The organism is Streptomyces sp. NPDC037410 (genome assembly GCF_055602235.1).
This window is the reverse complement of record NZ_JBVJWR010000031.1, coordinates 53,734-79,549: the sequence shown is the minus strand read 5'-3', so window position 1 is coordinate 79,549 and position 25,816 is coordinate 53,734. Positions and strand designations below refer to the sequence as shown.

The following is a 25,816-nucleotide window of genomic DNA, read 5'->3' as shown; positions in this document are numbered from 1 at the left end:
TCCGAAGGGTTGCGATCGCGGGGGATCGATGGTCAAGGACCGGCAAAATGTAGCGCACGGGTGAACGGGGTCCGCCGCCCGCCCGGAGCTCCGGGCGGACAGCGGACGGAAGGGGGTGCGCGCCGACTAGGCGCCCGGCGGGAGGTCCTTGGCGCGGGAGCGGACCATGACGGCCGTCATGAGCTCGACGACACCGACCACGAGGAGCCAGATGCCGCCGAGGACCGTGAGCACGCTGGCCGACTCCAGCGGGGCGACGATCAGCACCACACCGGCGGCCGCGCTGACGATGCCGAGGAAGATCTGCCAGCCGCGCGCCGGCATCGCCGGGTCGGAGGCGGCCGCCACGGTCTGGGTGATGCCGCGGAAGAGCCAGCCGATGCCGATCCACAGCGCGAGCAGCAGGGTCGACTGCGTCGCGCCCCGGAAGCAGAACAGGCCGAGCAGGATCGACAGCGCGCCGCTGATGAAGGCCATGACCCGCAGGGCCGTGGTGGCGTGCGTGCCGAACGCGGCGACCAGCTGCATCACACCGCTGACCAGCAGGTACAGACCGAAGAGCACCCCCACCACCCGCAGGGAGGCCTCCGGCCAGGCCAGCACCATGACGCCGAGGATCAGCGAGACGAGACCGGCGACGAGCAGGGCCTGCCAGGCGAAGCCCGCGAGGAGTCCCACGGGCCCGGGTGGCACATCCCCTCGGGCGTCGCGGCCGTACGGACTGTCATGAGTCTGTGTCATGGAACCGCACCGGTCCTTTCGTTGCGGGTGGGAGGCCAGGGCCTGTCCGGCGGATCAGGGTCGGACAGGCCCTGGCGCTGGAGAGGGGCGGGTCAGAGGGGAGTGGCGTACGAGCTCAGGAAGAGGGCCTCGGCCAAGGCCATGTACTCGATCTCGGAGGGGTCCACGCTCTCGTTCGGCGCGTGGATGAGGCAGCCCGGCTCCTCGACGCCGATCAGGGCGATCTCCGCCCCGGGGAACTGCGCGGCGAGCACGTTGCACAGCGGGATCGAACCGCCCTGCCCCGACTGGACCATGTCCTTTCCGTACGCCGCGCGCAGCGCCGACCCCAGGGCCCGGTAGGCGGGTCCGTCGGTGCGCGCCCGGAAAGGCTGGCCGGAGCTCTCCGGCTCCACCTCCACCCGGGCGCCCCACGGGGCGGCCGAGGTCAGATGGTCGGTGAGGGCGCGCAGGGCGTCGTCCGCGTCGATCCCCGGCGGCACCCGCAGGCTGACCCGTGCCCGTACCTTCGCCTGGACCGCCGCCGAGGAACCCACCACCGGCGGGCAGTCGATGCCGAGGACGGTGACGGCGGGCCGGGCCCACAGCTCGTCGGCGACCGTGCCCGTGCCGACCAGGGAGACCCCGTCGAGGACGCCCGCATCGGTGCGGAACTGCTCGACCGGGTAGTCCACCCCGTCCCAGGTGCCCTCGCCGGCGAGCCCCTTGATCGCCGTGTTGCCGTGCTCGTCGCGGAGGCTGTCGAGGATCCGGACGAGCGCGGCGAGTGCGTCGGGCGCGGGGCCGCCGAACATGCCGGAATGCATCGCGCCCTTGAGGGTGGAGACGGTCACGACGACGTTGGTGAGCCCGCGCAACGAGGTGGTGGCGGTGGGCAGGCCCCGCGCGAAGTTGCCGGTGTCGCAGACCAACAGGGTGTCGGCGGCGAACAGTTCGGGCTGGAGCGGCACGAGCTGCTCCAGGCCGCCCGTCCCCTGCTCCTCCGAACCCTCCGCCACGAACTTGATGTTCACGGGGAAGCCCCGGCCCTCCGGCCCGCCGAGCGCGCGCAGCGCCGTCAGGTGCATGGCGATGTTGCCCTTGCAGTCGGCGGCGCCGCGGCCGTACCAGCGCCCGTCGCGTTCGGTGAGCTCGAAGGGCGGGGTCTGCCAGGCGGCGTCGTCGAGGGGCGGCTGCACGTCGTAGTGGCAGTAGAGCAGTACCGTCGGCGCGCCCTCGGGACCCGGCGCGTGCCCCACCACCGCGTCCGTCCCGTCCGGGGTCCTCACCCGGCGCATGTCGCGGAGTCCGGCCTCCGTGAAGGCCCGTACGAGGAAGTCGGCGGTCTTCGCGCACTCCTCGGGCGGGAACTGGCGCGGGTCGGCGACGGAGCGCATCGCCACCAGAGCGGTCAGGTCCTCCTTCGCCCGGGGCATCAGCGCCCGGACCCTCTCCCGCAGGGCTGCGGTCTCGGTGGACTCGGCGGACATGCGTACCCACTTCCCTCGGGGACGTAAAGCACACTCAGTCAAGCAACAGTGAGCAATCGCCGCAAAACATGACTCATGTGGCCTATTCGGGAGGGCTTCGGAGGGCGCCCGGGAGCGGGCGGGACAAGAGTGGACGGCGTACGCGTCCGCCTCCCGCACCTGGAGAACCCCATGGGCCACCCCAACCGACGCGATCTCGGGCTGCTCGTGCTGAGAGTCGGCACCGGTGCCGTGCTCGCCGCGCACGGCACACAGAAGCTCCTCGGCTGGTTCGGGGGAGGCGGCATCGAGGGCACCACCAAGGCGATGGAGGCCATGGGCTTCCACCCGGGCCGCGAGAGCGCGGTCGCCGCCGGACTCGGTGAGGCGGGCGGCGGAGCCCTGCTCGCCCTCGGGCTCGCCACCCCGGCCGCCGGCGCCGCCGCGGCGGGTGCCATGGCGGGAGCCGTCGCCGTGCACGCCCCGGCCGGCTTCTTCGCCGCGGCCGGCGGCTACGAGTACCCGGCGTTCCTCGGCTTCACGGCCGCCGCGATCGGCGTCGCCGGCGCCGGACGGTACTCCCTCGACCACGCCACCGGACACGTCCTCGACCGCCCCTGGGTGGTCGCCACCGCGTTCCTCGGTACGGCGATCGCCGCCGCGGCCGTCGTCAACCGCCGCGCCCAGGACCAGGCGTCGCCCGGCGCGGAGTCCGAGCCGGAGCCGGAGGCGGAGCCGGCGTAGGACGCGTCCCGCCGGGGCACTCGAACGCGTTAGGCTCGCCACAGAGGAAGGGACGGGCGCCGCAACATGAAGATCGATCTGACGGACACCGACTCCAGCAAGATCAACAAGGCGATCCTGCAGGGCCGCCGGGCCGTCGGCACGCCCGCCGTCGGGGCCGTGCTCACCCTCGTCGTCGTCACCGACGAGGAGAACGCGTACGACTCCGTCAAGGCGGCCAACGAGGCCTCCCGGGAACACCCTTCCCGGACCCTCGTCGTCATCAAGCGCCACGCGCGCACTCCGCGCGACCGGCACGAGAACCGGCTCGACGCGGAAGTCCGGCTCGGCACCGACGCGGGCTCCGGAGAGACGGTTCTGCTCCGGCTGTACGGCGAAGTCGGCGCCCACACCGACTCGGTGGTCCTGCCGCTGCTCCTGCCGGACGCGCCCGTCGTCGTCTGGTGGCCCGTCGACGCCCCCGAGGTGCCCTCCCGGGACCCGCTGGGCTCGCTCGCGCAGCGCCGCATCACCGACATGTACGCGGTCGAGGACCCGCTCGCCGCCCTGGAGAAGCGCGCCGCCTCGTACGCGCCCGGCGACACCGACCTCGCCTGGACCCGGCTCACCCCGTGGCGCTCGATGCTGGCCGCGGCGCTCGACCAGGCACCGCTCACCGTCACCTCGGCCGCCGTCGAGAGCGAGGCGGAGAACCCCAGCGCCGAACTCCTGGCCCGCTGGTTCGAGGTGCGGCTCGGCGTGTCCGTCGACCGGGTCGTCACCGACGGCCCCGTCGTCACGGCCGTCCGCATGGGCACGGCCGACGGCGAGATCCGCATCGACCGGCCCGAGGGCCCGGTCGCGCGGCTCGCCATCCCGGGCCAGCCGAGCAGGGTCCTCGCCCTGAAGGTCCGGACCACCGCGGAACTGATCGCCGAGGAACTCCGCCGCCTGGACCCGGACGAGGCGTACGCGGCGGCCTTGCGGGGGCGCGCCTGACGGGCCCGCGCCGGGCCGTGCCTGTCGGGTACGCGCCGGGCCGCGCCGGGTCCGCGCCGCGCCTGTCGGGTCCGCGCCGTACCGTGCTCGACAGGTCCGCGCCAGGCTGTGTCCGACGGGTCCGCGGCTGGCAGGTCCCGCGCCTGGCACGGCGCATCGGCCACGTCGCCGCGACCGGCGCCCGGCACGGCCGGGCCGCCTCCTGGCCCCCGCCACCGACACTCCGCGCGGTGAACGCCCCGAGAACGCTCTCGGGCCACCACCCATGACATCCTCGGACGAACCGCCCACACCGACCGCCCGGCCGTGGGCCTCCTCGTCCTGCGCGGAGGGACACCTTGCTCATCAGCCACGCCGTACGCCCCGACGCCCTGCACGTCACGCTCCACCGCGACCTGGACGTCACCAACCGCGCCGCGGCGGCGCTCCAGATCCAGGCCCTCGTCCAGGAGCACCGGCCCGTCCGGGTCGTCATCGCGGTCCCGGCCGCCGACCCGAGCCCCGCCACCCTCAGCGCCCTGGCCCGCGCCCACCGCATGTGCGCCGGCCTCGGCGTCCCCCTCACCCTCAGCGGCGCGAGCGACCGCACCCGCCGCCTCCTGGACGCCAACAGCGCCTGAAACACGCGCGGTTCGCGCCACTCCGGCCGACGAGTGCGGGTCCGAGGCGACGGAACCGCTCACGTACGCGCCGCCTTCCCTCCTCGTCCAGCAGGGTCGTGCCGGAACCTCAACAGCGGTCCCTCCGCGACGAGATGCCCCTGCGCGATGGCCTCCTCGGTGGCCGCGGTCATCTCCCGTACGGGGGCGCCGGTCACTCCGGCGGCCTCGTGTACCGCGACCGGTCGGGCGAGGACGGCGCCCGCCTCCGTCAACTGCCGTGCGGCGGGGGAGAGGTGTCGCCGGCGGCGGGCCACCTGGGCACGGAAGTCCTCCGGCAGCGCACCCGGCGGTCGCCCCGACCACAGAACGCGGCCGGTGGCCCCGGAGGGTCAGATGACGCCCTGGGCCAGCATCGCGTCGGCCACTCGCTCGAAGCCGGCGATGTTCGCGCCGGTCACGTAGTCGCCCGGGGCGCCGTAGCGCTCGGCGGTCTCGTGGCAGGTGGCGTGGATGTCGTTCATGATCCGGGCGAGTTCGCCCTCGACCTGTTCGGCCGTCCAGGACGTCCGCGCGTGGTTCTGTGCCATCTCCAGCGCGCTGACCGCGACGCCGCCCGCGTTGGCCGCCTTGCCGGGACCGAAGGCGACGCCCGCCTGCTGGAGCAGGCGGACGGCCCCGGGGGTGGTCGGCATGTTGGCGCCCTCGGATACGGCCTTCACGCCGTTGCGGATCAGGGCCGCGGCGTCGTTCTCGTCCAGCTCGTTCTGGGTGGCGGACGGCAGCGCGATGTCCGCCGGCACCTCCCAGACCCGCCCGCCCGGCACGAAGCGCGCCGAGGAGCCCCGGCGTTCCGCGTACGCGTCGACGCGGCCCCGCTCGACCTCCTTGATCTGCTTGAGCAGCTCCAGGTCGATGCCCTTCTCGTCGACGGCGTAGCCAGACGAGTCCGAACAGGTCACGGGGTTGGCGCCGAGGGCGGCCAGCTTCTCGATGGTGTAGATCGCGACATTGCCGGAGCCGGAGACGACGGCCGTCTGCCCCTCCAGGCCCTCGCCGCGCTCGCGCAGCATGGCCCCCGCGAAGAGCACGTTGCCGTAGCCGGTCGCCTCGGGGCGGATCAGCGAGCCGCCCCAGCCGACGCCCTTGCCGGTGAGGACACCGGCCTCCCAGCGGTTGGTGATGCGGCGGTACTGGCCGAACAGGTAGCCGATCTCACGGCCGCCGACGCCGATGTCTCCGGCGGGGACGTCGGTGTGCTCGCCGATGTGCCGGTACAGCTCGGTCATGAAGGACTGACAGAACCGCATGACCTCGGCGTCGCTGCGTCCGTGCGGGTCGAAGTCGCTGCCGCCCTTGCCGCCACCGATGCCGAGACCGGTCAGCGCGTTCTTGAAGATCTGTTCGAAGCCCAGGAACTTGATGACGCCCAGGTTCACCGACGGGTGGAAGCGCAGGCCGCCCTTGTACGGGCCGAGCGCGCTGTTGAACTCCACACGGAAGCCGCGGTTGACGTGCACGCGACCCTTGTCGTCCTGCCACGGAACCCGGAAGACGATCTGCCGCTCGGGTTCGCACAGCCGCTCCACGAGCCCGGCCTGCGCGTACTCGGGGCGGGCCGCGAGCACCGGCGCCAGCGTCTCCAGGACCTCGTGGGCGGCCTGGTGGAACTCGGGCTGTGCGGGATTGCGGTGTTCGATCTCCTCGAGGACGGTCTGCGTCTCGAATCGAGTCGTCACAGAAGGCGGCCTTTCTGGCGCGGCTGTCACCGGATCCGCCACAAGGTGCGGCTCGGTCGGGTCCGGTCCACTGGCGGATACTACGACACCGTTGCCGCACACAGGACACGTTAAGTGTCACGCGCATCTAACTCTGTGACCAGAGTGCGATCGAGACTGCTCACAATGTGAGACGGCTCCCCTCCTGAGCCGCCGGTCCGCGTCGACCCGGGCCCCCGGATGCAAGGGGTCGGGGCGCTTCCCCGCCGTCGACCGTGTCAGGGAGGCGTGAAGAGAGGGCGGCCGGGCGCAAAGAACTCGCCAGGAACGGCGGAAGCCGCCTGGTCAGGGCTCACGCTGAGCGGACATGAGCCCGAAGGAGTTCGCCCCCATGACCGCCCTGACCATCAAGAAGGAAGCCGTCCCCGGCGCCGAAGAGCCTCCTGATACCGGCGCCCGGCACAAGCTGACCGCCGTCACCGGACTTGCCGCGCTCTCGCTCGACGCGATGGCGTCGGTGGCGTACGGCCCCGAGGCGATCGTCCTGGTCCTCGCCGCGGCCGGCGGGTACGGGCTCGGGTTCACGCTGCCGGTCACGCTGGCCATCGCCGGGCTCCTCGGGGTGCTCGTCGCCTCGTACCGGCAGGTCATCGCCGCCTTCCCGGACGGCGGCGGCTCCTACGCCGTCGCCAAGACCCACCTCGGCCGCCGCACCAGCCTGGTCGCGGCCGCCTCCCTGGTCCTCGACTACGTCCTGAACGTGGCCGTCGCCGTCACCGCCGGCGTCGCCGCCCTCACCTCCGCCTTCCCCGGCCTCTACGGCGACCGGCTGTGGATCTGCCTCGGCGTTCTCGTCCTGATCACGGCCGTCAACCTGCGCGGGATCGTCGACTCGGCCCGCGCCTTCATCGTCCCGACGGCCGTCTTCGTCGGCGCGATCCTCGTCGTGATCGCCGTCGGCCTCTTCCGCGACGCGCCCTTGTCCACCGAGGCATCCGCCGGGCATGCCTCCGTCCTGGCCGACAACGCCACCACCGTCGGCGCCCTGCTCCTGCTCAAGGCCTTCGCCTCCGGCTGCTCCGCGCTCACCGGCGTCGAGGCCATAGCCAACGCGGTGCCGTCCTTCCGCGCCCCCGCCGCCCGCCGGGCGATGCGCGCCGAGGTCGCGCTCGGGGCCCTCCTCGGGGTGATGCTGATCGGCCTGTCGGCCCTGATCTCCCGCTTCGGGCTCCAGCCGGTGGAGGGGGTCACGGTCCTCGCTCAGCTCGCCGACGCTTCCCTCGGCCACAACTGGGCTTTCTTCGTCGTCCAGTTCGCCACCATGGTGCTGCTCGCCCTGTCCGCGAACACCTCGTTCGGCGGTCTGCCCGTCCTGCTGAAGCTGCTGGCCCGGGACAACTACGTTCCGCACGTGTTCGGCCTCAAGGCCGACCGGCAGGTGCACCGGCACGGCGTCGTCTGGCTCGCCGTCGTCTCCGCCGCTCTGCTGGTGTTCTCCGGCGGTGACACGAACACCCTCGTCCCGCTCTTCGCCATCGGTGTCTTCGTCGGCTTCACGATCGCCCAGACCGGCATGGTCCTGCACTGGCGCAGGGAACGCGGACCTCGTTGGGTGGCCAAAGCCGTGCTGAACGGCCTGGGCGCGCTGCTCACGGGTGTGTCCGCGGTCGTCGTCACCGCTGCCAAGTTCCACGACGGTGCCTGGCTGATCGTGATCGCCCTGCCGCTGCTCGTCGCGCTCTTCGAGACCGTCCACCGCGCGTACGGCAGGATCGGCGAGCGCCTGGGCATCGGGTGCATCCCCGAGCCCCCGCACCGTGCGCACTCCCTGGTCCTCGTGCCGGTCTCCTCGCTGACCCGGCTGACCAGCGAGGCCCTGACCGCCGCCGTGTCGCTCGGCGACGAGGTCCGGGCGGTCACGGTCTGCCACCCCGATCCGGAGGACCGGGCGGCGACGGAGGCCCTGGAGCGGGACTGGGCGCTGTGGAACCCGGGCGTCCCGCTCGTGCGGATCCCCTCCGAGCGCCGCTCGCTCGGCCGGCCGATCGCCGCCTACGTGAAGGAGCTGGCCGCCACCCGTCCGGACACCAGGGTCACCGTACTCATCCCGGAGGCGGAGCCGGAGCAGCTGTGGCAGCGGCTCCTGCAGAACCAGCGGGGCGCCGTCGTCGCCCACGCGGTCCGAAGGGACACCGACGCGGCGATCTGCCGGCTCAGGTTCCGCCTCGCGAAGTGAACGGCGTCAGCCGATGTGGACGCGGGGGGCGGAGGCCGAGGTCGGGTTTCCGGCCTCGCGCAGGATCTCGCGGGAGGTGGGGGCGACTTCTCCTACGGGGCGGACGATGCGGCGGAGCGGCTTCATGGCCCTCACGCTACGAGCACGGCCCGGGCGCATCACCGTGCTCGTACGCCGTGTTCACGCAGCCGCCCGCAGAGTTGACGGAGCGCTGACGGCCACGGGCCCGGTCGTGTGGTGGACGTACTCGCGGACGAGGCGGAAGCCGGCGGTCCAGGCCAGGAGGCGGCTGGCGCGGTGGGCGCGGGAGCAGCTCCAGGCGGCGGTTCTGCCCCGGGCGGGGTCAGCGTCCGCAGGCCTTACGGCCGTGGTTGGCCTTCTTCTTCCGGCGGTTCTTCTTCTTGCGGGCGCGCTTGGACATGCTGGGGGTTCCCTTCAGGCGGTGTGGCCGACGAGGACGTCGGCGAGCTTGTTGAGGCGCTTGATCGTGCGCTCCTCGGTCGCTGCGGGTGCCGGGGCGACGCGGTGTTCGCGGTCGTAGTAGGCGCCGTTGACGATCTCGACGGCCGGGTCGCAGAGCCGTACGACGTGGGCGGCGCCCTCGGCCGGGGAGACGCCCTCGTGCGCGTACAGCGGCAGCAGGCTGGTCGTGCAGATCCCGGGGTGGACGGAGACGGCGGTGACGCGCGGGTCGGCGGCGAAGACCGTCAGGGCCAGTTGCGACTGGGCGTAGGCGGCGAGCCGGGAGTAGCGGCGGGCGCGGTTGGGATCGGCCCACTGGATCGAGCCGGTGCGGTGCAGCGAGGAGGACACGTTGACGACGCGGCAGCCGGGGTCGGAGGTCAGGGCGGACTCCAGGAGGTTCGTCAGGAGGTAGTGCGCGAGGAAGTTGACCTGGAAGGCGATCTCGTTGCCGTCGACGGTGACGGTGTGCCGCTCGGGCGCCGCCATGCCCGCGTTGTTGACGAGGACGTCCAGGTGCGGGTGCTCGGCGAGGACGCGGGCGGCGAGCTGCTCGACCTCCTCCAGGCGGGAGAAGTCGGCGCCGAAGGCGCACAGTTGCCCGGCGGAGACGTCGGAGAGCGTGACGAGCCGGTCGACGGCGGCGTGCGCCTCCTCGGTGGTCCGGCCGTGGACGAGCACGGTGGCGCCGCGCTCGGCCAGCTGCCGCGCGGTCTGGTGGCCGATGCCGGAGGTGGCGCCGCTGACGAGCACGGTGCGTCCGGACAGGGAGGAAGAAGACATGGTTCGTCCAGGGGTAGTCGATGAGGTACGAGAAGAGGGGCGCCGCGACCGGTTGTGACGGTCACGGCGCCCCGTATGACATGGCGCGGGGAGGCGTCAGCGCAGGGCGGACGCGCCCGGCCGGCAGCGGGGCGTGCGACTCGGCGATGCCTGATGAGGCGGCCGGTCGAGCAGGAGCCACGCGCTGTTCACGCTTCTCATCCAATCCCTGGCCGCGTCCCCGGGCAAGGCCAAGGGCCTTTCCCTGATGCCGCCCTGACGGTGATTCACCCGAGGCCCGGAACCATCGACACGAGCAGGTCGATGGCCTTGATGCCGACGAACGGCAGGACCAGGCCGCCAAGGCCGTACAGCAGCAGGTTGCGGCGCAGCAGGTCGTGCGCGGACGCCGGTGTGTAGCGGACGCCGCGCAGCGCGAGCGGGATGAGCGCCACGATGATCAGGGCGTTGAAGATGATGGCGGACGTGATCGCCGAGGTGGGGCTGTGCAGTCCCATGATGTTGAGCGCTTCGAGGCCCGGGTAGGCGCCGGTGAACATCGCGGGGATGATCGCGAAGTACTTCGCCACGTCGTTCGTGATCGAGAAGGTCGTCAACGCTCCCCGGGTGATGAGGAGTTGTTTTCCGATCTGGACGATCTCGATGAGCTTGGTCGGGTTGGAGTCGAGGTCGACCATGTTGCCGGCCTCCTTCGCGGCCGACGTGCCCGTGTTCATCGCCACGCCGACGTCGGCCTGGGCGAGCGCCGGTGCGTCGTTGGTGCCGTCGCCGGTCATCGCGACGAGCTTGCCGCCCTCCTGCTCCTTCTTGATGAGGGCGAGCTTGTCCTCGGGAGTGGCTTCGGCGAGGTAGTCGTCGACCCCCGCCTCGTGGGCGATGGCGCGCGCGGTGAGCGGGTTGTCGCCGGTGATCATCACCGTACGGATGCCCATGCGGCGCAGCTCGGCGAACCGTTCCTTGATGCCGTCCTTCACCACGTCCTTGAGGTGGACGATGCCGAGGACACGGGGGCCGTCCCAGTCGTTGACGGCGACCAGGAGCGGGGTACCGCCGGCCGCCGAGATCCGGTCGCTCCAGGTCCGCGCCTCGCCCGGCACCCGGCCGCCGTACATCTCCACCCAGGCGATGACCTGCGCCGTCGCCCCCTTGCGGATGTGGCAGACGGCGCCGTTGTCCCAGCGGAGGTCGATGCCGCTCATCCGGGTCTGCGCGCTGAACTCCACGAACCTGGCGTTCGCGAGCTCGCCCTCCGCCGGGGCCCGCAGCCCGTACCGCTCCTTGGCCAGGACCACCACCGAGCGGCCTTCGGGCGTCTCGTCGGCGAGCGAGGACAGCTGCGCGGCGTTCGCGAGCATGGCCACATCGATGCCCGGCAGCGGGACGAAGTCCGCGGCCTCCCGGTTTCCGAGGGTGATGGTCCCCGTCTTGTCGAGGAGGAGCGTGTTGATGTCGCCGGCGGCCTCGACGGCCCGGCCCGACATGGCGAGGACGTTGCGCTGCACGAGACGGTCCATGCCGGCGATGCCGATGGCCGAGAGGAGCGCGCCGATCGTCGTCGGGATGAGCGTCACGAGCAGGGCGACGAGGACGGTGGTGGAGGGAGCGGCGCCCGCGTACGTGGCCATGGGCTGCACGGCGACCACCACGAGGACGAAGACGACGGTGAGCGCGGCGAGGAGGATGTTCAGCGCGATCTCGTTCGGCGTCTTCTGCCGGGAGGCGCCCTCGACCAGGGCGATCATCCGGTCCATGAAGGAATGGCCGGGGCGGGAGGTGACCCGTACGACGATCCGGTCCGACAGCACGGTCGTACCGCCCGTCACTCCCGTCCGGTCGCCGCCTGCCTCGCGGATGACCGGGGCCGATTCACCGGTGACGGCGGACTCGTCGACCGCCGCGACCCCATCGACGACATCGCCGTCGGCCGGGATCAGCTCGCCCGCCTCGACGAGCACGAAGTCGAACATCCGCAGATCCGTGGCGGCCACGGACTCCGTCTCGGCCCGGTCGAGATTCGTCCCGTAGCGCCAGTGCAACAGCCTGAGCGCCACCGTGTCCGTACGGGCCTTCCGCAGCGACTCGGCCTGTGCCCGGCCCCGCCCTTCGGCGACCGCCTCGGCCAGGTTGGCGAAGATCACCGTCAGCCACAGCCACACGCTGATCACCCAGGTGAACACGGACGGGTTGACGACCGCGGACAGGGTGGTGAGGACCGAGCCGACCCCGACGACGAACAGCACCGGGTTACGGACCAGGTGCCGTGGATGAAGCTTCCGGAGGGCGTCGGGGAACGAGCTGAGCATCTGGGCGGGGTCGAGCAGCCCGCCCTCCACGCTGCGTCTGCGCCGTGGCGGAGGTGCGGTGGGCGGGACGGAAGGCGCCTGCTGGACTGGAGCGGCGGGATTCATGGGGTCAGGACCTTCATGAAGGAGCCGCCGCCCGGGACGGCGGGCGACGGCTGGACCGGCGGGACGCACCGGGAGTGCCGGGTGCGCCGGACGGGCGGGCGGACAGAGGTAGGGGAAGGGGGAAGGGGCGGCGCCCCGCCGATCCCGATGGTGTACTGCGATCGGCAGGGAGCCGGCCCGGCTCGGCGCATGCGGATGGGAGGCATGGCGCCGAGCGGCCTTCGCCGAGGAGCGTCGAGCCACTGACGTCCTCGGCGGTGAGCGGCGGTTGACGAATCTAGTCGCCGACTCGGCTTGCTCCGACGCTCGTTGACGCTCCTCTGACGGATGTGCTCTCTGCTCTGACGGTTTCCTTGCGCCACCGTTCGCCGCATGTCAGGGCGGTGTCAGGACCCCCGGGCGGCGCGTCAGGGTCGCGTCAACAGCCCTCGTTTTCGGCCCTCCGTCGGTCAAAGATGATCGGCACGGGGGACGGACGACCGCGAGCTCGGCGGGCGCGTGACCATCGGCGCCGGTAGGGGAGACAGTCAGGGGGCGGGGGCCCCGACTGCAGCCCAACGCCATGCGACGGCCGTCCGGCCAGGGGCCCCGCCCGACCCGTGACCCTGAGGGGGGTCGCGGCCGGGCAGGCCGCGGGCCGGGGTGTCCCAGGAGTTCTGACACGCATTCCTGGAACGGCACCCCGGCCCGTTCTCGATGCGAGCGCAACTCCGAGGAAATGCCGCGCAGTCGAAGGGGCAGTCTGGAACATGAGCGTCGAGAACATCGTCGGTCTGATCGTCGCGGTCGCGCTGGTCGGCTACCTGTTGGCTGCCTTCATCAAACCCGAGAAGTTTTGAACGCCCACCACCCCGCCGAGGCGGCCCGTGTTCGCCACGGACGGCTCAAGGTCTACCTGGGGGCCGCCCGCGGCCAATGCAGTTGCCTTTGAGTTGCGGGGATCGTTGCCCCGCCTGTGACGGGGTGGGGCGCGGGCCAGCGGGTGCGGATCGGGATCCTGACGAATGTGTTCACCGCTGAACTGGTCGACGCGGCGATAGCCAAGCACGACCGGGCCGAGCGGCGCCGCCGACTCCTGCCGGCTCGGCTGGTCGTGTACTTCGTCCTGGCCCTGTGTCTGTTCGCCCGGGAGTCGTACGAGGAGGTGCTGCGGGTGCTGACCAGCGGCATCCCGGGCAGCCACGCTCTCGCGCGGGTGAACCGATCATCGTTGTGCCGGGCCCGCGCCCGCCTCGGCGAGGACGTGTTGGAGACCGTGTTCCGCCAGGTGGCCGGCCCGCTCGCCACCCCCGCCACGCCCGGCGCATGGTGGCGAGGACTACGGCTCCTTGCCCTGGACGGCACCCAGTTCGATCTCCCGGATTCGACGAGCAACGGCGACACCTTCGACGGCCCCTCCACCACCGGCAGCGTCCCCTTCGGCTTCCCCCAGGTCAGGGCGGTGGTCCTCGCCGAGATCGGAACGCACGGAGTCCTCGACGCTCGCCTCGGCGGCTATCGCGACGGAGAACGCGGCCTCGCCTACCCGCTGGCCGACTCTACTGGCCCCGGCGACCTGGTCATCGCCGACCGCGGCTTCTGGTCGGTCGAGTTCGCTCACGTCTTCACCATGGCGGGCGCAGATCTGCTGGTCAGGCTCCAGTCCAACCACCTCGGCACCGTCCAGGGAGAGCTTTCGGACGGCTCGTATCTGTCGATGGCGCGACCGGGCAAGGAGGTCCGGCTCCGAGCCGCGCGGGAAGGCCGGACGCTGCCCCGGCACGTGATCTACCGCGTCATCACCTTCGCGAAGGGCGACAAGGTCGCCCACCTGGGCACGACGCTGCTGGATCCCGAGCAGTACCCGGCCGCCGAGCTGGTCGCGCTCTACCGGGAACGCTGGGAGATCGAGCTGGCCTTCGACGAGATCAAGAACCACCTCGGCCCCGGCGGGCCGATCAGGTCGCGCACACCGGAAGGCGTCCGACAGGAACTGTGGGCCTACCTCGCCGTCCACCACGCGATCCGCCAGTTCGCGCACACAGCGGCGCTCGCCCGTCCGACGGTGGACGCCGACCGTGTCTCCTACCTGAAGTGCGTCCGCATCATCCGCCGCAGCATCCCGTCCCAGCTCGGAGCGACTGCCACCAAGCTCACCCGCTCGTTCACCGAGGCCAGGCGGGAAGCCCGCGCACGCCTCCTTCCGGCCCGGCGTAATCGCGACTGCCCACGCGCAATCAAGAAGCCGAACCGCTGGCCCGTGCTGAGGACACGCGCCAGACGCGGCGCCGTGCAACCAGGCCGCTGGTCCCACAACCCGACCTCGAAGCCGAAGAGCACCCGCCGGGCCGGAAGACCGGTACTCAGGGGAACCCGAGCCTCGTCACCGCCTACGGATCAGGTGACGAGGGACCGAGAATGACGATCGGTCCCTCGGCTCGGGCCTGGGCAAGGGCAGTGGCGGCCTCTGGCAGCCCGAGGCCCCCACGACGGCGCCAAGGGCCGCAGCGCGTCGGGGCTGCGGGCTCAGGTCAGCCAATCCAGTCTCGGAATCGGGCGTGTGATGGTCCGCACGCGCCGTCGGCCAAGGCATCCTCGTAAGCCTGCCTGGCTACGGCTTCCATCTCTTCCGCCGAGGTGCCAGCGGACACGAGGGCCCCCGAGCCGACCGCTGAGTGGATCGTGCATCGCGGATAGACCGGCTGAACGGCGTACCACCCGAAGGCGACAACGGCAGCCAGCATGGCCAGGGTGATGAAGCGGCGTCTGGGTGTGTGGAAGAACGGGTTGATCACCTATGGATGGTACGGAGCGTGCCTGACCCGCTGGCCCGCGCCCCACTCCGTCACAGACGGGGCAACGATCCCCGCAGCTCTAAGGCAACTGCATTGGCCGCCCGCGGCCCCCAGGTAGACCTTGGGGCCGCCCGCGGCGCGGGCAAGACCTGCCGGATGCTCGACGAGGGCCGCCGCAGGGCAGCGCGAGGTACGGACGTGGTCGCAGGGCTCGTGGAGTCCCACGGACGGCCGTACACCGAGACGCAGCGCGCAGGGCTCGAACGGGTCGCGCCCCGGGGCAGCGAGCTCGACCTGGAGGCGGTGCTGCGCCGCCGCCCCGAGGTCGTCCTCGTCGACGACCTCGCCCACGCCAACGGCCCCGACTGCCGCAACGAACGGCGCTGGCAGGACGTGGCCGAGCTTCTCGCCGCCGGCATGGACGTCGTCACCACCCTGGACATCCAGCACCTGGAATCGCTCAGCGACGTCGTCGAGCGGATCACGGAACTGCCCGGCGGCGAGACCGTCCCCGACACGGTCGTGCGCGGCGCGGACCAGATCGAGCTCGTCGACGTGGCGCCCGAGGCACTGCGCCGCCGGATGGCGCACGGCGACGTACTCCCGCCCGGTGAGGTCGACGCCGCTCTCGCCCGCTACTACCGCATCGGCAATCTCACCGCCCTGCGTGAACTCGCCCTGCTGTGGCTGGCCGACCGCGTCGACGACACCCTGCGCGCCTACCGCTCGGAACACCGGATCGGCGGCGTCTGGGAGACCCGCGAGCGGGTCGTCGTGGCCCTCACCGGCGGGCCCGAGGATGAGACCCTGATCCGCAGGGGCGCGCGCATCTCGGCCCGCGCCGCTCACGGCGAACTCCTCGCCGTGTACGTGGCACGCAGCGACGCACTGACCGCGGGTGTCTCGGCCGCAGCCCTTGGTCGCCAACGCCGGCTCGTCGAGGACCTGGGCGGCAGCTACCACACGGTCGTCGGCGAGGACGTGCCCACGGCACTGATCGATTTCGCGCGGGCGGAGAACGCCACCCAGCTCGTCGTGGGTACGAGCCGCCGAGGACGGCTGGAACGGTTCCTCACGGGGCGGGGCATCGGCGAGACGATCGTCGCGCTCTCCGGCGACATCGACGTCCACATGGTCACCCACGAGCGCGCCGGGCGGGGCCGCCTGCTGCCCTCCCGGCGCCGTACCCTGCCGACCTCCCGGCTCGTCGCAGGACCCGTCGCAGGACTGGTCCTGCCGGTGCTGCTGACCCTGCTGCTCGACCACGCCCGCGGCACCCTCAACCTCACGAGCGAGGCACTGCTCTTCCTCCTCACCGTGGTGGGAGTCGCGTGCATCGGCGGTGTCGCCTCCGCGCTCGTCGCGGCGCTCACCGCCTCCCTCCTGCTCAACTACTGGTTCATACCGCCCGTCGGGCAGTTCAGCTTCCAGGATCCCGACAACGTCCTCGCACTCGTCGCCTTCGCCGTGGTCGCGGGCGTCGTCGCCGCGGCCGTCGACCACTCTCTACGGCTCTCCCGCAGAGCCGCCCGGGCCACCGCCGAGGCCGAGACCCTGTCCTCGCTCGCGGGCTCCATCGTCCGCGGCGAGGAGGCCGTCTCCGCCCTGATCGGCAGGGCGAAGGAGGCCTTCGGGATGGCGTCGGCCGAGCTCATGGACTCGGCCGAACTCGCCGCCGCCCGGGAGGCCGGTCCGAACGACGGCATGGACACCACCGGGGTCGCCGTCGGCGACGACCTGCACCTCGTCCTGCGCGGCCGGCCCCTGCCCTCCTCAGACCGCCGCGTCCTCGCCGCCTTCGCCGCCCACGTCTCCGCCGCCGCCGAGCGCGACCGGCTCGCCGAGGCCGCCGCCGAGGTGGAACCCGTACGGGCCGCCGACCGCATGCGCACGGCGCTCCTCGCCGCCGTCAGCCACGACCTGCGCACGCCGCTCGCCAGCGGCTGGGCCGCGGTCGCTTCGCTGCGCAGCCCCGACGTCGAGTTCACCGAGGAGGAACGTCAAGAGCTCCTCGACACCGCCGACACCTCCATGGCCCGGCTCGGCCACCTCATCGACAACCTCCTCGACATGAGCCGGCTCCAGGCGGGCGCCCTGTCTCTGTCGCTGCGGCCGACCACCCTGGACGAGCGGGTCTTCGAGGCCTTCCAGCGTCTCGGCGACACCGACAACTCCACGGGCGTCGGCCTCGGCCTCGCACTCTCCCGCGGGCTGACCGAGGCCATGGGCGGCACGCTCACCCCGGAGGACACGCCAGGCGGCGGCCTGACCATGGTCATCAGCCTGCCCTGCGCAGGGCTGGAGACGAGCTGCGCCGACGCGACCACGAAGGCGACCTGCTGAGCGAGCCGAACGGGGCGGTTCCGGTACGCCGAGTCACAGGGTCGTCGATCTCGCGCAAGGACTCCTGGAACTGCTCGTCGTCGCCGCTCTCAGTGCGCGGATGGACAACGAGACGGCGCTGGACCGGCTCGCCGACCTCGTCGACGCTGCCGGCGACCTGGAGGAACCGAGCGAGCTGCTGGACGAGGGATCGATGCGAGCCGGGCTCCTGCTCACGCGACGGGCCGTTGCGGCGGGCGACCTGTGCGAGCTGCAAAGGATCTCGGACGCCGGGTACGACGACGTCGGGAAGGAGCTGAGCCGACTTCTGAAAGCGCCGGTCGGCGAGGAAACCGACTGATCCGGGAGGCCGCCGCGTACGGGAGGTGTCAAGACGGCCGCAGTGCACGTTAGGGGGACGTCAACGGCGGCGGAGTGGTGGCTGAGATGCGCTTTCCTCAAACAGGTCCGAAAGACCGCTCATCTCATCCACTCACATCCGGGAGCTCACGATGGCCGATCTGGCCTTCGTCGTCACCACGGTCGCGATCTTCGCGCTGGTGGCATTCGTCGCCAAGGGGGTGGCGAAGCTGTGACTGTCGAGAACATCGTCGGTCTGGCGGTCGCCGCCGGCCTGCTGGCCTATCTCGTCCTCGCCCTCGTCAAGCCGGAGAGGTTCTGAGTACGAATATGAGTCCCGTCCTGGCTGGAATCCTCCAGCTCCTCGCCCTGGTCGTCGCGCTCGGTCTCTCCTACCGGCCGCTCGGTGACTACATGGCCAAGGTGTACTCCTCGGAGAAGCACTACAAGCCCGAGAAGTGGATCTACAAGGCGATCGGCGCGAACCCGAACGTGGAGATGCGCTGGCCCGCGTACCTGCGGGGAGTGCTCGCCTTCTCCGCGGTGAGTGTCCTCTTCCTCTACCTGCTCCAGCGCGTCCAGGGCTCCCTGCCCGGCTCGCTCGGCTTCGTCTCCATCGACCCGGACCAGGCCTTCAACACGGCCGCGTCCTTCGTCGCGAACACCAACTGGCAGTCGTACTACGGCGAGCAGGCCATGGGCCACGTCGTGCAGACCGGCGGCCTGGCGGTGCAGAACTTCGTCTCGGCGGCGGTGGGGATCGCCGTGGCGGTGGCCCTCGTACGCGGCTTCGCCCGGTCCCGTACCGGTGAGCTGGGGAACTTCTGGGCCGACCTGGTCCGCGGCATCGTCCGCATCCTGCTGCCGATCTCGGTGATCGGTGCCCTCGTCCTGGTGGCGTGCGGTGCGATCCAGAACTTCTCCGGCATCCACGAGGTGGGTCAGTTCGCGGGCGGTTCGCAGCAGTGGAACGGTGGCGCGGTCGCCTCGCAGGAGGTCATCAAGGAGCTGGGGACGAACGGCGGCGGTTACTTCAACGCCAACTCGGCCCACCCCTTCGAGAACCCCAACGGGCTGTCCAACCTCTTCGAGATCTACCTGATCCTCGTCATCCCGTTCGCGCTCACCCGCACCTTCGGCCGCATGGTCGGCTCGATCAAGCAGGGCTACGCGATCCTGGCGACGATGGCCACCATCTGGCTCGGGTTCACCGCGCTGATGATGTGGACCGAGTTTGCCCACCACGGCCCGGCCTTCGACATCGCGGGCGGTGCGATGGAGGGCAAGGAGACCCGGTTCGGCATCGGCGGCTCGTCGATCTTCGCCGTGGCCACGACGCTTACGTCGACGGGCGCGGTGAACTCCTTCCACTCCTCGTACACGGGCTTCGGCGGCGGCATCACGATGCTGGGCATGCAGCTCGGCGAGATCGCGCCGGGCGGTGTCGGCTCCGGCCTCTACGGCATGCTGATCATGGCGATCATCGCGGTGTTCATCGCCGGTCTGATGGTCGGCCGCACCCCGGAGTACCTGGGCAAGAAGATCGGCACCCGCGAGATCAAGTTCGCCGCGCTCTACATCCTCGTCACCCCGGCGCTGGTCCTGTGCTTCACCGCCCTGGCGATGGCCCTGCCGACGCCGGCGGACTCGATGACCAACTCCGGCGCGCACGGCTTCTCCGAGATCCTCTACGCCTACACCTCGGGCGCCAACAACAACGGCTCCGCCTTCGCCGGGCTGAACGCCGACACCCAGTGGTTCAACACCACGATCGGCATCGCGATGCTCCTCGGCCGGTTCCTGCCGATGGTGTTCGTCCTCGCGCTGGCCGGATCGCTGGCCGAGCAGACGCCCGTACCGGAGACCGCGGGCACCCTGCGCACCGAGAAGCCGCTGTTCACCGGCCTCCTCGTCGGCACGATCATGATCATCACCGGTCTCACCTACTTCCCGGCCCTCGCCCTGGGACCGCTCGCCGAAGGGCTCGCGGCATGACCATCGACACGAAGAAGCAAGAGGACGCTGTGAACCAGTCGTCTACCGCCACGGCGGCCAGGGCTCTGCACGGCGACCTGTCGGGCGGACACCAGTCGGCCGGCCGGGTCGGCGGAGGCCTGTTCGATCCGAAGCAGCTGATCAAGTCCCTGCCGGACGCGATCAAGAAGCTCGACCCCCGGGTGATGGTCAAGTCACCGGTGATGTTCGTGGTGCTCGTCGGCTCGGTGGTCACCACCGTGCTCGCGATCAAGAACCCGGGCGACTGGTTCGGCTGGGCGATCACCGCCTGGCTGTGGCTGACCACGATCTTCGCCAACCTGGCGGAGGCCGTCGCCGAGGGCCGGGGCAAGGCCCAGGCCGACACCCTGCGCAAGGCCAAGACCGACACCGTCGCCCGCCGGATCACCGGCACCGACGAGGAGCGGGTGCCCGGCACCGAGCTCACGATCGGCGACCTGGTGGTCTGCGAGGCGGGCGACATCATCCCCGGCGACGGTGACGTCGTCGAGGGCGTCGCGAGCGTCGACGAGTCGGCGATCACGGGCGAGTCCGCCCCCGTCATCCGCGAGTCCGGCGGCGACCGCTGCGCGGTCACGGGCGGTACGAAGGTGCTGTCCGACCGGGTCGTCATCAAGATCACGACGAAGCCCGGCGAGACGTTCATCGACCGGATGATCAACCTGGTCGAGGGTGCGGCCCGGCAGAAGACGCCGAACGAGATCGCCCTCAACATCCTCCTGGCGTCCCTCACCATCGTCTTCCTGCTCGCCGTCGTCACCCTGAAGCCCTTCGCGATCTACGCGGGCGCCGACAAGCAGACCTCGATGATCGTCCTCACGGCGCTCCTCGTCTGCCTGATCCCGACCACGATCGGCGCGCTGCTCTCCGCGATCGGCATCGCCGGCATGGACCGACTGGTGCAGCGCAACGTCCTCGCGATGTCCGGCCGTGCGGTCGAGGCAGCCGGTGATGTGTCGACGCTGCTGCTCGACAAGACAGGCACGATCACCCTCGGCAACCGGCAGGCCGCCGAGTTCGTGCCGGTACGCGGTACGACGGAGGTCGAACTGGCCGACGCCGCCCAGCTCTCCTCGCTCGCCGACGAGACCCCCGAGGGCCGCTCGATCGTGGTCCTCGCGAAGGAGAAGTACGGCCTGCGCGAGCGTCACCAGGGCGAACTGGCCCACGCGACCTGGATCGAGTTCACCGCCCAGACCCGCATGTCGGGTGTGGACGTGGACGGGCGCAAGGTCCGCAAGGGCGCGACCGGCTCGGTCGTGGCATGGGTGGAGGAACGCGGTGGCGAGGTCGCCCAGGACGCCCAGGACGTCACCGACGCCATTGCCCAGGCTGGTGGCACGCCGCTCCTCGTGGCTGTGGAGGACGGCGAGGGCGCGCGTGTCCTGGGCGTCATCCACCTCAAGGACGTGGTGAAGGAGGGCATGCGGGAGCGGTTCGACGAGCTGCGCCGTATGGGCATCAAGACGATCATGATCACGGGTGACAACCCGCTGACCGCCAAGGCCATCGCCGAGGAAGCCGGTGTCGACGACTTCCTCGCCGAGGCCACGCCCGAGGACAAGATGGCCCTCATCAAGCGCGAGCAGGCGGGCGGAAAGCTGGTCGCGATGACCGGTGACGGCACCAACGACGCCCCCGCCCTCGCTCAGGCCGATGTCGGCGTGGCGATGAACACGGGCACGTCGGCCGCGAAGGAGGCCGGCAACATGGTCGACCTCGACTCGAACCCGACCAAGCTCATCGAGATCGTCGAGATCGGCAAGCAACTCCTCATCACCCGAGGTGCGTTGACGACCTTCTCGATCGCCAACGACGTGGCGAAGTACTTCGCGATCATCCCCGCCATGTTCGCCGTGGCCTACCCGTCGCTGGACGAGCTCAACATCATGGGCCTGGCCTCGCCGGAGTCCGCGATCCTGTCGGCGGTCATCTTCAACGCGCTGATCATCATCGCCCTGGTCCCGCTCGCCCTCAAGGGCGTCCGCTACCGGCCCTCCAGCGCCGACTCGATGCTCCGCCGCAACCTCGGCCTGTACGGCCTGGGCGGCCTGATCGCCCCGTTCATCGGCATCAAGATCATCGACCTGCTCCTCTCCCTCATCCCCGGAATCGGCTGACGACCATGAACAACTCTCTTGGCAGTACGGGGCGGTTGCTCTGGGCCGGAATCCGTGCCCTCCTCGTCCTCACCGTGATCACCGGCGTCCTCTACCCGCTCGCCGTCACCGGCATCGCCCAACTCGCCTTCCCCGGCAAGGCGAACGGCTCCGAGATCAAGGACACGAGCGGCAAGGCCGTCGGCTCCGAACTCATCGGCCAGACCTACAACCTGCCGCTCAAGGAGGGCGAGGAGACGGCGACTCCGGACCTGAAGTGGTTCCAGCCGCGCCCCTCCAACGGCCTCGGCAGCAACAGCGTCAACACCCAGTACTCGATCATCCTCTCCGGCGCCACGAACCGGTCCGGCGACAACGAGGACCTGATCAAGTGGGTGACGGACGCCAAGGCGGCCGTCGTCAAGGACAACTCGGTGAACGGCTACACGGTGAAGCCGTCCGACGTCCCCGCCGACGCGGTCACCTCCTCCGGCTCCGGCCTCGACCCGCACATCTCCCCCGAGTACGCGAAGATCCAGGTCCACCGCGTCGCGGAGAAGAACGGCCTCGACGCCACGCAGGTCGAGAAGCTCGTCGCCGACCACACCGACGACCGCATCCTCGGCTTCATCGGCGAACCCCGCGTCAACGTCCTCCAGCTCAACATCGCGTTGAAGAACCTCGTGGCGGCCAAGGGCTGATGGCCTTACGCCCGACGCACAGGAGCCGGCAGTCCGGGACCACCCCGGCTGCCGGCTCCCGACGCGCATACGACGCCACGCTCACGACGAAAGGCAGTACGCCGATGACCCGGGTCCTGGTCGTCGAGGACGACGCGCAGCTGGCGCGTGCTCTGGCGATCAACCTCAAAGCGCGGAAGTACGACGTGGACGCGGCCTACGACGCCGCCACCGCGCTCCGATGCGCAGCCACCGTGCAACCGGACGTGATCCTCCTGGATCTCGGGCTGCCCGACATGGACGGCATCGACCTCATCAGGGCGCTGCGCGGCTGGAACCGTGCCCCGGTGCTCGTGCTCTCCGCCCGCAGCGGCTCCGAGGACAAGATCCGCGCCCTTGACGCGGGTGCGGACGACTACATGACCAAGCCGTTCAGCATGGACGAACTGCTCGCCCGGCTGAGGGCGGCCACCCGCCGTGTCGAGGAGTCGCCCGGGCACGCGCGGCCCAGCGCCGGAGTGGGGGTCGCCGTGGTCACGACGGACGAGTTCACGGTCGATCTCGTGGGAAAGAAGGTCCGGCGCGGCGGTCACGACGTCCGGCTCACCCCGACCGAGTGGCACCTGCTGGAGATCCTCATCTGCAACCCGGGCGTCCTCATCAGCCAGCAACGCCTCCTCAAGGAGGTGTGGGGACCCAGTTACGGCACCAAGACCAACTACTTGAGGGTCTACATGGCGCAGCTGCGCCGCAAACTGGAGGCGGACCCCTCACACCCCCGCTATCTGATCACCGAGCCTGGCATGGGGTACCGCTTCGAGGCGTGACGCCCTCGACCGCACACGTACGAGTACCGACCGACTTCGACGAGAAACGACACCATGGGACGCGGAAAGCTTCGTATCTACCTCGGCGCGGCACCTGGCGTCGGCAAGACGTACTCGATGCTCTCGGAGGCACACCGCCGGGTGGAGCGCGGCACCGACTGCGTCGTGGCCTTCGTCGAGCACCACAGCCGCCCGCGTACGGAGGTGATGCTGCACGGCCTGGAGATGATGCCGCGTGCGGAGATCGCGTATCGGGAAACGGTCTTCACCGAGATGGACGTGGACGCGGTCCTCGCCCGGAAGCCCGCCGTCACGCTGGTGGACGAGCTCGCGCACACCAACATCCCCGGCTCACGGAACGCCAAACGCTGGCAGGACGTCGAGGAGCTGCTCGCCGCCGGCATCGACGTCATCTCCACGGTCAACATCCAGCACCTGGAGTCCCTCGGCGACGTCGTCGAGTCGATCACGGGCGTACGGCAGCGGGAGACCGTCCCGGACGAGGTCGTCCGGCGCGCCGACCAGATAGAGCTGGTCGACATGTCGCCGCAGGCCCTGCGCCGCCGCATGGCGCACGGCAACGTCTACAAGCCGGACAAGGTCGACGCGGCCCTCTCCAACTACTTCCGCCCCGGGAACCTGACCGCCCTGCGCGAGCTGGCGCTGCTCTGGACCGCCGACCGGGTCGACGAATACCTCCAGGAGTACCGGACCGAGCACCGCGTCTCGAAGATCTGGGGCTCCAGGGAACGGATCGTCGTCGGCCTGACCGGCGGCCCCGAGGGCCGCACCCTCATCCGCCGCGCCGTCCGGCTCGCCGAGAAGGGCGCCGGCGGCGAGGTCCTCGCCGTCTACATCTCCCGCAGCGACGGCCTCACCGCCGCATCCCCGAAGGAACTGGCGGTCCAGCGGACCCTCGTCGAGGACCTCGGCGGCACCTTCCACCACATCGTCGGCGACGACATCCCGGCCGGGCTCCTAGACTTCTCCCGCGGAGTCAACGCCACCCAGATCGTCCTCGGCGTCAGTCGCCGCCGCTCCTGGCAGTACGCCTTCAGCCCCGGCGTCAGCGCCACCGTCGCCCGAGAGTCGGGCCCCGACCTCGACGTCCACATCGTCACCCACGACGAGGCGGCGAAGGGCCGCAACCTGCCCGTCAAGCGCCGGGCGAAACTGGGCCGGTCCCGCACCATCTGGGGCTGGCTCGTCGGCCTCGTCGGACCCGTGCTGCTCACCCTGCTGCTCGGCGTCACCCCCGAGATCGGGCTCGCCAACGACGTCCTGCTCTTCCTCACCCTCACCGTGGCCGCCGCCCTCCTCGGCGGCCTGCGCCCGGCACTGGCCTCATCGGCCGCCGGATCGGTGCTGCTCAACTACTACTTCACCCCGCCGATCCACGAACTCACCATCGCGGACCCGGAGAACATCGTCGCCCTGGTCGTGTTCGTGGGCGTGGCGATCTCCGTCGCCTCCGTGGTCGACCTGGCCGCCCGCCGCACCCACCAGGCCGCCCGGCTGCGGGCGGAAGCGGAGACGCTCTCCTTCCTCGCGGGCAGCGTGCTGCGCGGCGAGACGAGTCTGGACGCGCTCCTGGAACGACTCCGGGAGACCTTCGCCATGGAGTCCGTCGCGCTCCTGGAGCGCCATGACGACACCGAGCCGTGGACGTGCGTCGCCTTCGTCGGCACCCGGCCGGTCGGCCGTCCCGAGGACGCCGACGTCGACATGCCGGTCGGCGACCACCTGGCGCTCGCCCTGACCGGCCGCGTCCTGCCCGGAGAGGACCGGCGCGTCCTCGGCGCGTTCGCCGCCCAGGCGGCGGTCGTGCTGGACCGGCAGCGTCTCGTCGACGAGGCGGAGGAGGCCCGCAGGATCGCCGAGGGGAACAAGATCCGCACCTCGCTGCTCGCCGCCGTCAGCCACGACCTGCGCACCCCGCTGGCCGGCATCAAGGCTTCGGTCTCCTCACTGCGCTCCGACGACGTCGACTGGTCGGAGGAGGACCGCGCCGAACTGCTCGCGAACGTCGAGGAGGGCGCCGACCGGCTCGACCACCTCGTCGGCAACCTCCTGGACGTCTCACGCCTGGAGACGGGGACCGTGACCGCCGTCCTCCGGCAGACCGACCTCGACGAGGTCGTCCCGATGGCGCTCGTGGGCGTGCCCGACGACAGCGTCGAGCTCGACATCCCCGAGACCCTGCCCATGGTCGTCGTCGACCGTGGCCTCCTTGAGCGGGCGGTCGCCAACATCGTCGAGAACGCGGTGAAGTACAGCCCCGCCGGCACACCGGTCCTCGTAGCCGCCAGCGCCCTCGTCGACCGCGTCGAACTCCGTGTCGTCGACCGCGGCCCGGGCGTTCCCGACGAGGCCAAGGACCGCATCTTCGGCGCCTTCCAACGCTACGGCGACGCCCCGCGGGGCGCGGGCGTCGGCCTCGGCCTCGCGGTGGCCCGCGGCTTCGTCGAGGCCATGGGCGGCACGGTCACGGCGGAGGACACGCCCGGCGGCGGCCTCACCATGACCATCAGCCTGCGCATGGACGCGGACGCCCCGCCGTTCCGCCCGGAGGAGCGCGCGGAGACGACCTGACCAGCCCGGATCGGGCCGTCCGCCGGCCA

General features: G+C 71.0%; 21 protein-coding genes. 14 read left to right on the top strand and 7 right to left on the bottom strand.

Features of this window, described 5'->3' with window-relative positions:
* Positions 1-126: 126 nt before the first annotated feature.
* On the bottom strand, positions 127-741 hold the full coding sequence (locus tag ACZ7HT_RS34425) for an HdeD family acid-resistance protein (protein ID WP_471173318.1): 615 nt from the start codon (positions 739-741) through the stop codon (positions 127-129).
* A gap of 92 nt (positions 742-833) precedes the next feature.
* Positions 834-2,210 (bottom strand): M20/M25/M40 family metallo-hydrolase, encoded by a 1,377-nt coding sequence (locus ACZ7HT_RS34420; RefSeq protein WP_471173317.1) that lies wholly within the window; start codon positions 2,208-2,210, stop codon positions 834-836.
* 171 nt (positions 2,211-2,381) lie between these two features.
* Here ACZ7HT_RS34420 and ACZ7HT_RS34415 point away from each other — a divergent pair, with 171 nt between their 5' ends.
* From ACZ7HT_RS34415 to ACZ7HT_RS34405, 3 genes are all read left to right on the top strand, one after another.
* Complete coding sequence (locus ACZ7HT_RS34415) at positions 2,382-2,933, top strand: DoxX family membrane protein (protein ID WP_471173348.1); 552 nt, start codon at positions 2,382-2,384, stop codon at positions 2,931-2,933.
* A gap of 66 nt (positions 2,934-2,999) precedes the next feature.
* Positions 3,000-3,911 (top strand): glucose-6-phosphate dehydrogenase assembly protein OpcA, encoded by a 912-nt coding sequence (gene opcA, locus ACZ7HT_RS34410; RefSeq protein ID WP_471173315.1) that lies wholly within the window; start codon positions 3,000-3,002, stop codon positions 3,909-3,911.
* A gap of 338 nt (positions 3,912-4,249) precedes the next feature.
* Positions 4,250-4,531 (top strand): hypothetical protein, encoded by a 282-nt coding sequence (locus ACZ7HT_RS34405; RefSeq protein ID WP_471173313.1) that lies wholly within the window; start codon positions 4,250-4,252, stop codon positions 4,529-4,531.
* Between the two features lie 59 nt (positions 4,532-4,590).
* Here the strand turns inward: ACZ7HT_RS34405 and ACZ7HT_RS34400 are convergent, their stop codons facing one another.
* Positions 4,591-4,827 carry a hypothetical protein gene (locus tag ACZ7HT_RS34400; RefSeq protein WP_471173312.1) on the bottom strand — a complete coding sequence of 79 codons (237 nt, stop codon included), beginning with the start codon at positions 4,825-4,827 and terminating at the stop codon, positions 4,591-4,593.
* A 75-nt stretch (positions 4,828-4,902) separates the two neighbouring features.
* Positions 4,903-6,249 (bottom strand): NADP-specific glutamate dehydrogenase, encoded by a 1,347-nt coding sequence (gene gdhA, locus ACZ7HT_RS34395; RefSeq protein WP_471173310.1) that lies wholly within the window; start codon positions 6,247-6,249, stop codon positions 4,903-4,905.
* Positions 6,250-6,595: 346 nt separating this feature from the next.
* Here gdhA and ACZ7HT_RS34390 point away from each other — a divergent pair, with 346 nt between their 5' ends.
* Positions 6,596-8,464 carry an APC family permease gene (locus tag ACZ7HT_RS34390; RefSeq protein ID WP_471173309.1) on the top strand — a complete coding sequence of 623 codons (1,869 nt, stop codon included), beginning with the start codon at positions 6,596-6,598 and terminating at the stop codon, positions 8,462-8,464.
* 435 nt (positions 8,465-8,899) lie between these two features.
* Here ACZ7HT_RS34390 and ACZ7HT_RS34385 read toward each other — a convergent pair whose 3' ends face one another.
* Together ACZ7HT_RS34385 and kdpB (ACZ7HT_RS34380) are read right to left on the bottom strand one after the other, a co-directional pair.
* Entirely contained in the window at positions 8,900-9,709 is an 810-nt protein-coding gene (locus ACZ7HT_RS34385) for an SDR family NAD(P)-dependent oxidoreductase (RefSeq protein ID WP_471173308.1), read from the bottom strand.
* Positions 9,710-9,975: 266 nt separating this feature from the next.
* Positions 9,976-12,117 carry a potassium-transporting ATPase subunit KdpB gene (gene kdpB / locus ACZ7HT_RS34380; protein WP_471173306.1) on the bottom strand — a complete coding sequence of 714 codons (2,142 nt, stop codon included), beginning with the start codon at positions 12,115-12,117 and terminating at the stop codon, positions 9,976-9,978.
* Between the two features lie 749 nt (positions 12,118-12,866).
* On the opposite strand from kdpB (ACZ7HT_RS34380), the gene kdpF (ACZ7HT_RS34375) reads away from it, so the two are divergent.
* Both kdpF (ACZ7HT_RS34375) and ACZ7HT_RS34370 read left to right on the top strand, forming a co-directional pair.
* A complete protein-coding gene (gene kdpF, locus ACZ7HT_RS34375; RefSeq protein WP_471173305.1) occupies positions 12,867-12,956 on the top strand; it encodes a K(+)-transporting ATPase subunit F in 90 nt (29 codons plus the stop codon).
* Between the two features lie 116 nt (positions 12,957-13,072).
* Positions 13,073-14,518 carry an IS4 family transposase gene (locus ACZ7HT_RS34370; RefSeq protein ID WP_471173303.1) on the top strand — a complete coding sequence of 482 codons (1,446 nt, stop codon included), beginning with the start codon at positions 13,073-13,075 and terminating at the stop codon, positions 14,516-14,518.
* Between the two features lie 109 nt (positions 14,519-14,627).
* On the opposite strand, the gene ACZ7HT_RS34365 is transcribed toward ACZ7HT_RS34370, so the two are convergent.
* Entirely contained in the window at positions 14,628-14,891 is a 264-nt protein-coding gene (locus tag ACZ7HT_RS34365) for a hypothetical protein (RefSeq protein WP_389488140.1), read from the bottom strand.
* 156 nt (positions 14,892-15,047) lie between these two features.
* Between ACZ7HT_RS34365 and ACZ7HT_RS34360 the strand changes: the two genes are divergently transcribed.
* The 8 genes from ACZ7HT_RS34360 (at position 15,048) to ACZ7HT_RS34325 (ending at position 25,787) form a co-directional block, all read left to right on the top strand.
* Positions 15,048-17,234, top strand: coding sequence for a sensor histidine kinase (locus tag ACZ7HT_RS34360; RefSeq protein WP_471173300.1), 2,187 nt, complete (start codon positions 15,048-15,050; stop codon positions 17,232-17,234).
* Positions 17,235-17,334: 100 nt separating this feature from the next.
* Positions 17,335-17,574, top strand: a complete 240-nt coding sequence (locus ACZ7HT_RS34355; RefSeq protein ID WP_471173299.1) for a hypothetical protein — start codon at positions 17,335-17,337, stop codon at positions 17,572-17,574.
* A 231-nt stretch (positions 17,575-17,805) separates the two neighbouring features.
* Positions 17,806-17,895 (top strand): K(+)-transporting ATPase subunit F, encoded by a 90-nt coding sequence (gene kdpF / locus ACZ7HT_RS34350; RefSeq protein ID WP_352020393.1) that lies wholly within the window; start codon positions 17,806-17,808, stop codon positions 17,893-17,895.
* Between the two features lie 8 nt (positions 17,896-17,903).
* Positions 17,904-19,568, top strand: a complete 1,665-nt coding sequence (gene kdpA / locus ACZ7HT_RS34345; RefSeq protein WP_471173296.1) for a potassium-transporting ATPase subunit KdpA — start codon at positions 17,904-17,906, stop codon at positions 19,566-19,568.
* The gene (gene kdpB, locus ACZ7HT_RS34340) at positions 19,565-21,709 is read left to right on the top strand and encodes a potassium-transporting ATPase subunit KdpB (RefSeq protein ID WP_471173294.1); all 2,145 of its coding nucleotides are present in this window, start codon (positions 19,565-19,567) and stop codon (positions 21,707-21,709) included. Before kdpA ends, kdpB (ACZ7HT_RS34340) begins: the two co-directional genes overlap by 4 nt.
* Positions 21,710-21,714: 5 nt before the next feature.
* Positions 21,715-22,389: a potassium-transporting ATPase subunit C gene (locus ACZ7HT_RS34335; protein ID WP_471173292.1), complete on the top strand. Its 675-nt coding sequence runs from the start codon at positions 21,715-21,717 to the stop codon at positions 22,387-22,389.
* Positions 22,390-22,493: 104 nt separating this feature from the next.
* Complete coding sequence (locus tag ACZ7HT_RS34330; RefSeq protein WP_471173290.1) at positions 22,494-23,195, top strand: response regulator; 702 nt, start codon at positions 22,494-22,496, stop codon at positions 23,193-23,195.
* A 54-nt stretch (positions 23,196-23,249) separates the two neighbouring features.
* On the top strand, positions 23,250-25,787 hold the full coding sequence (locus ACZ7HT_RS34325; protein ID WP_471173288.1) for a DUF4118 domain-containing protein: 2,538 nt from the start codon (positions 23,250-23,252) through the stop codon (positions 25,785-25,787).
* Positions 25,788-25,816: the final 29 nt, after the last annotated feature.

Excerpts from the sequence above, each read along its gene's own strand:
- kdpF (WP_471173305.1), top strand. The coding sequence starts at position 12,867 with ATGAGCGTCGAGAACATCGTCGGTCTGATCGTCGCGGTCGCGCTGGTC.
- ACZ7HT_RS34335 (WP_471173292.1), top strand. The coding sequence starts at position 21,715 with ATGAACAACTCTCTTGGCAGTACGGGGCGGTTGCTCTGGGCCGGAATC.
- kdpB (WP_471173294.1), top strand. The coding sequence starts at position 19,565 with ATGACCATCGACACGAAGAAGCAAGAGGACGCTGTGAACCAGTCGTCT.
- ACZ7HT_RS34330 (WP_471173290.1), top strand. The coding sequence starts at position 22,494 with ATGACCCGGGTCCTGGTCGTCGAGGACGACGCGCAGCTGGCGCGTGCT.
- opcA (WP_471173315.1), top strand. The coding sequence starts at position 3,000 with ATGAAGATCGATCTGACGGACACCGACTCCAGCAAGATCAACAAGGCG.
- kdpB (WP_471173306.1), bottom strand. The coding sequence starts at position 12,117 with ATGAATCCCGCCGCTCCAGTCCAGCAGGCGCCTTCCGTCCCGCCCACC.
- ACZ7HT_RS34355 (WP_471173299.1), top strand. The coding sequence starts at position 17,335 with ATGGACAACGAGACGGCGCTGGACCGGCTCGCCGACCTCGTCGACGCT.
- ACZ7HT_RS34360 (WP_471173300.1), top strand. The coding sequence starts at position 15,048 with ATGCTCGACGAGGGCCGCCGCAGGGCAGCGCGAGGTACGGACGTGGTC.
- ACZ7HT_RS34325 (WP_471173288.1), top strand. The coding sequence starts at position 23,250 with ATGGGACGCGGAAAGCTTCGTATCTACCTCGGCGCGGCACCTGGCGTC.
- ACZ7HT_RS34390 (WP_471173309.1), top strand. The coding sequence starts at position 6,596 with ATGAGCCCGAAGGAGTTCGCCCCCATGACCGCCCTGACCATCAAGAAG.
- ACZ7HT_RS34420 (WP_471173317.1), bottom strand. The coding sequence starts at position 2,210 with ATGTCCGCCGAGTCCACCGAGACCGCAGCCCTGCGGGAGAGGGTCCGG.
- kdpA (WP_471173296.1), top strand. The coding sequence starts at position 17,904 with ATGAGTCCCGTCCTGGCTGGAATCCTCCAGCTCCTCGCCCTGGTCGTC.
- ACZ7HT_RS34415 (WP_471173348.1), top strand. The coding sequence starts at position 2,382 with ATGGGCCACCCCAACCGACGCGATCTCGGGCTGCTCGTGCTGAGAGTC.
- ACZ7HT_RS34425 (WP_471173318.1), bottom strand. The coding sequence starts at position 741 with ATGACACAGACTCATGACAGTCCGTACGGCCGCGACGCCCGAGGGGAT.
- ACZ7HT_RS34385 (WP_471173308.1), bottom strand. The coding sequence starts at position 9,709 with ATGTCTTCTTCCTCCCTGTCCGGACGCACCGTGCTCGTCAGCGGCGCC.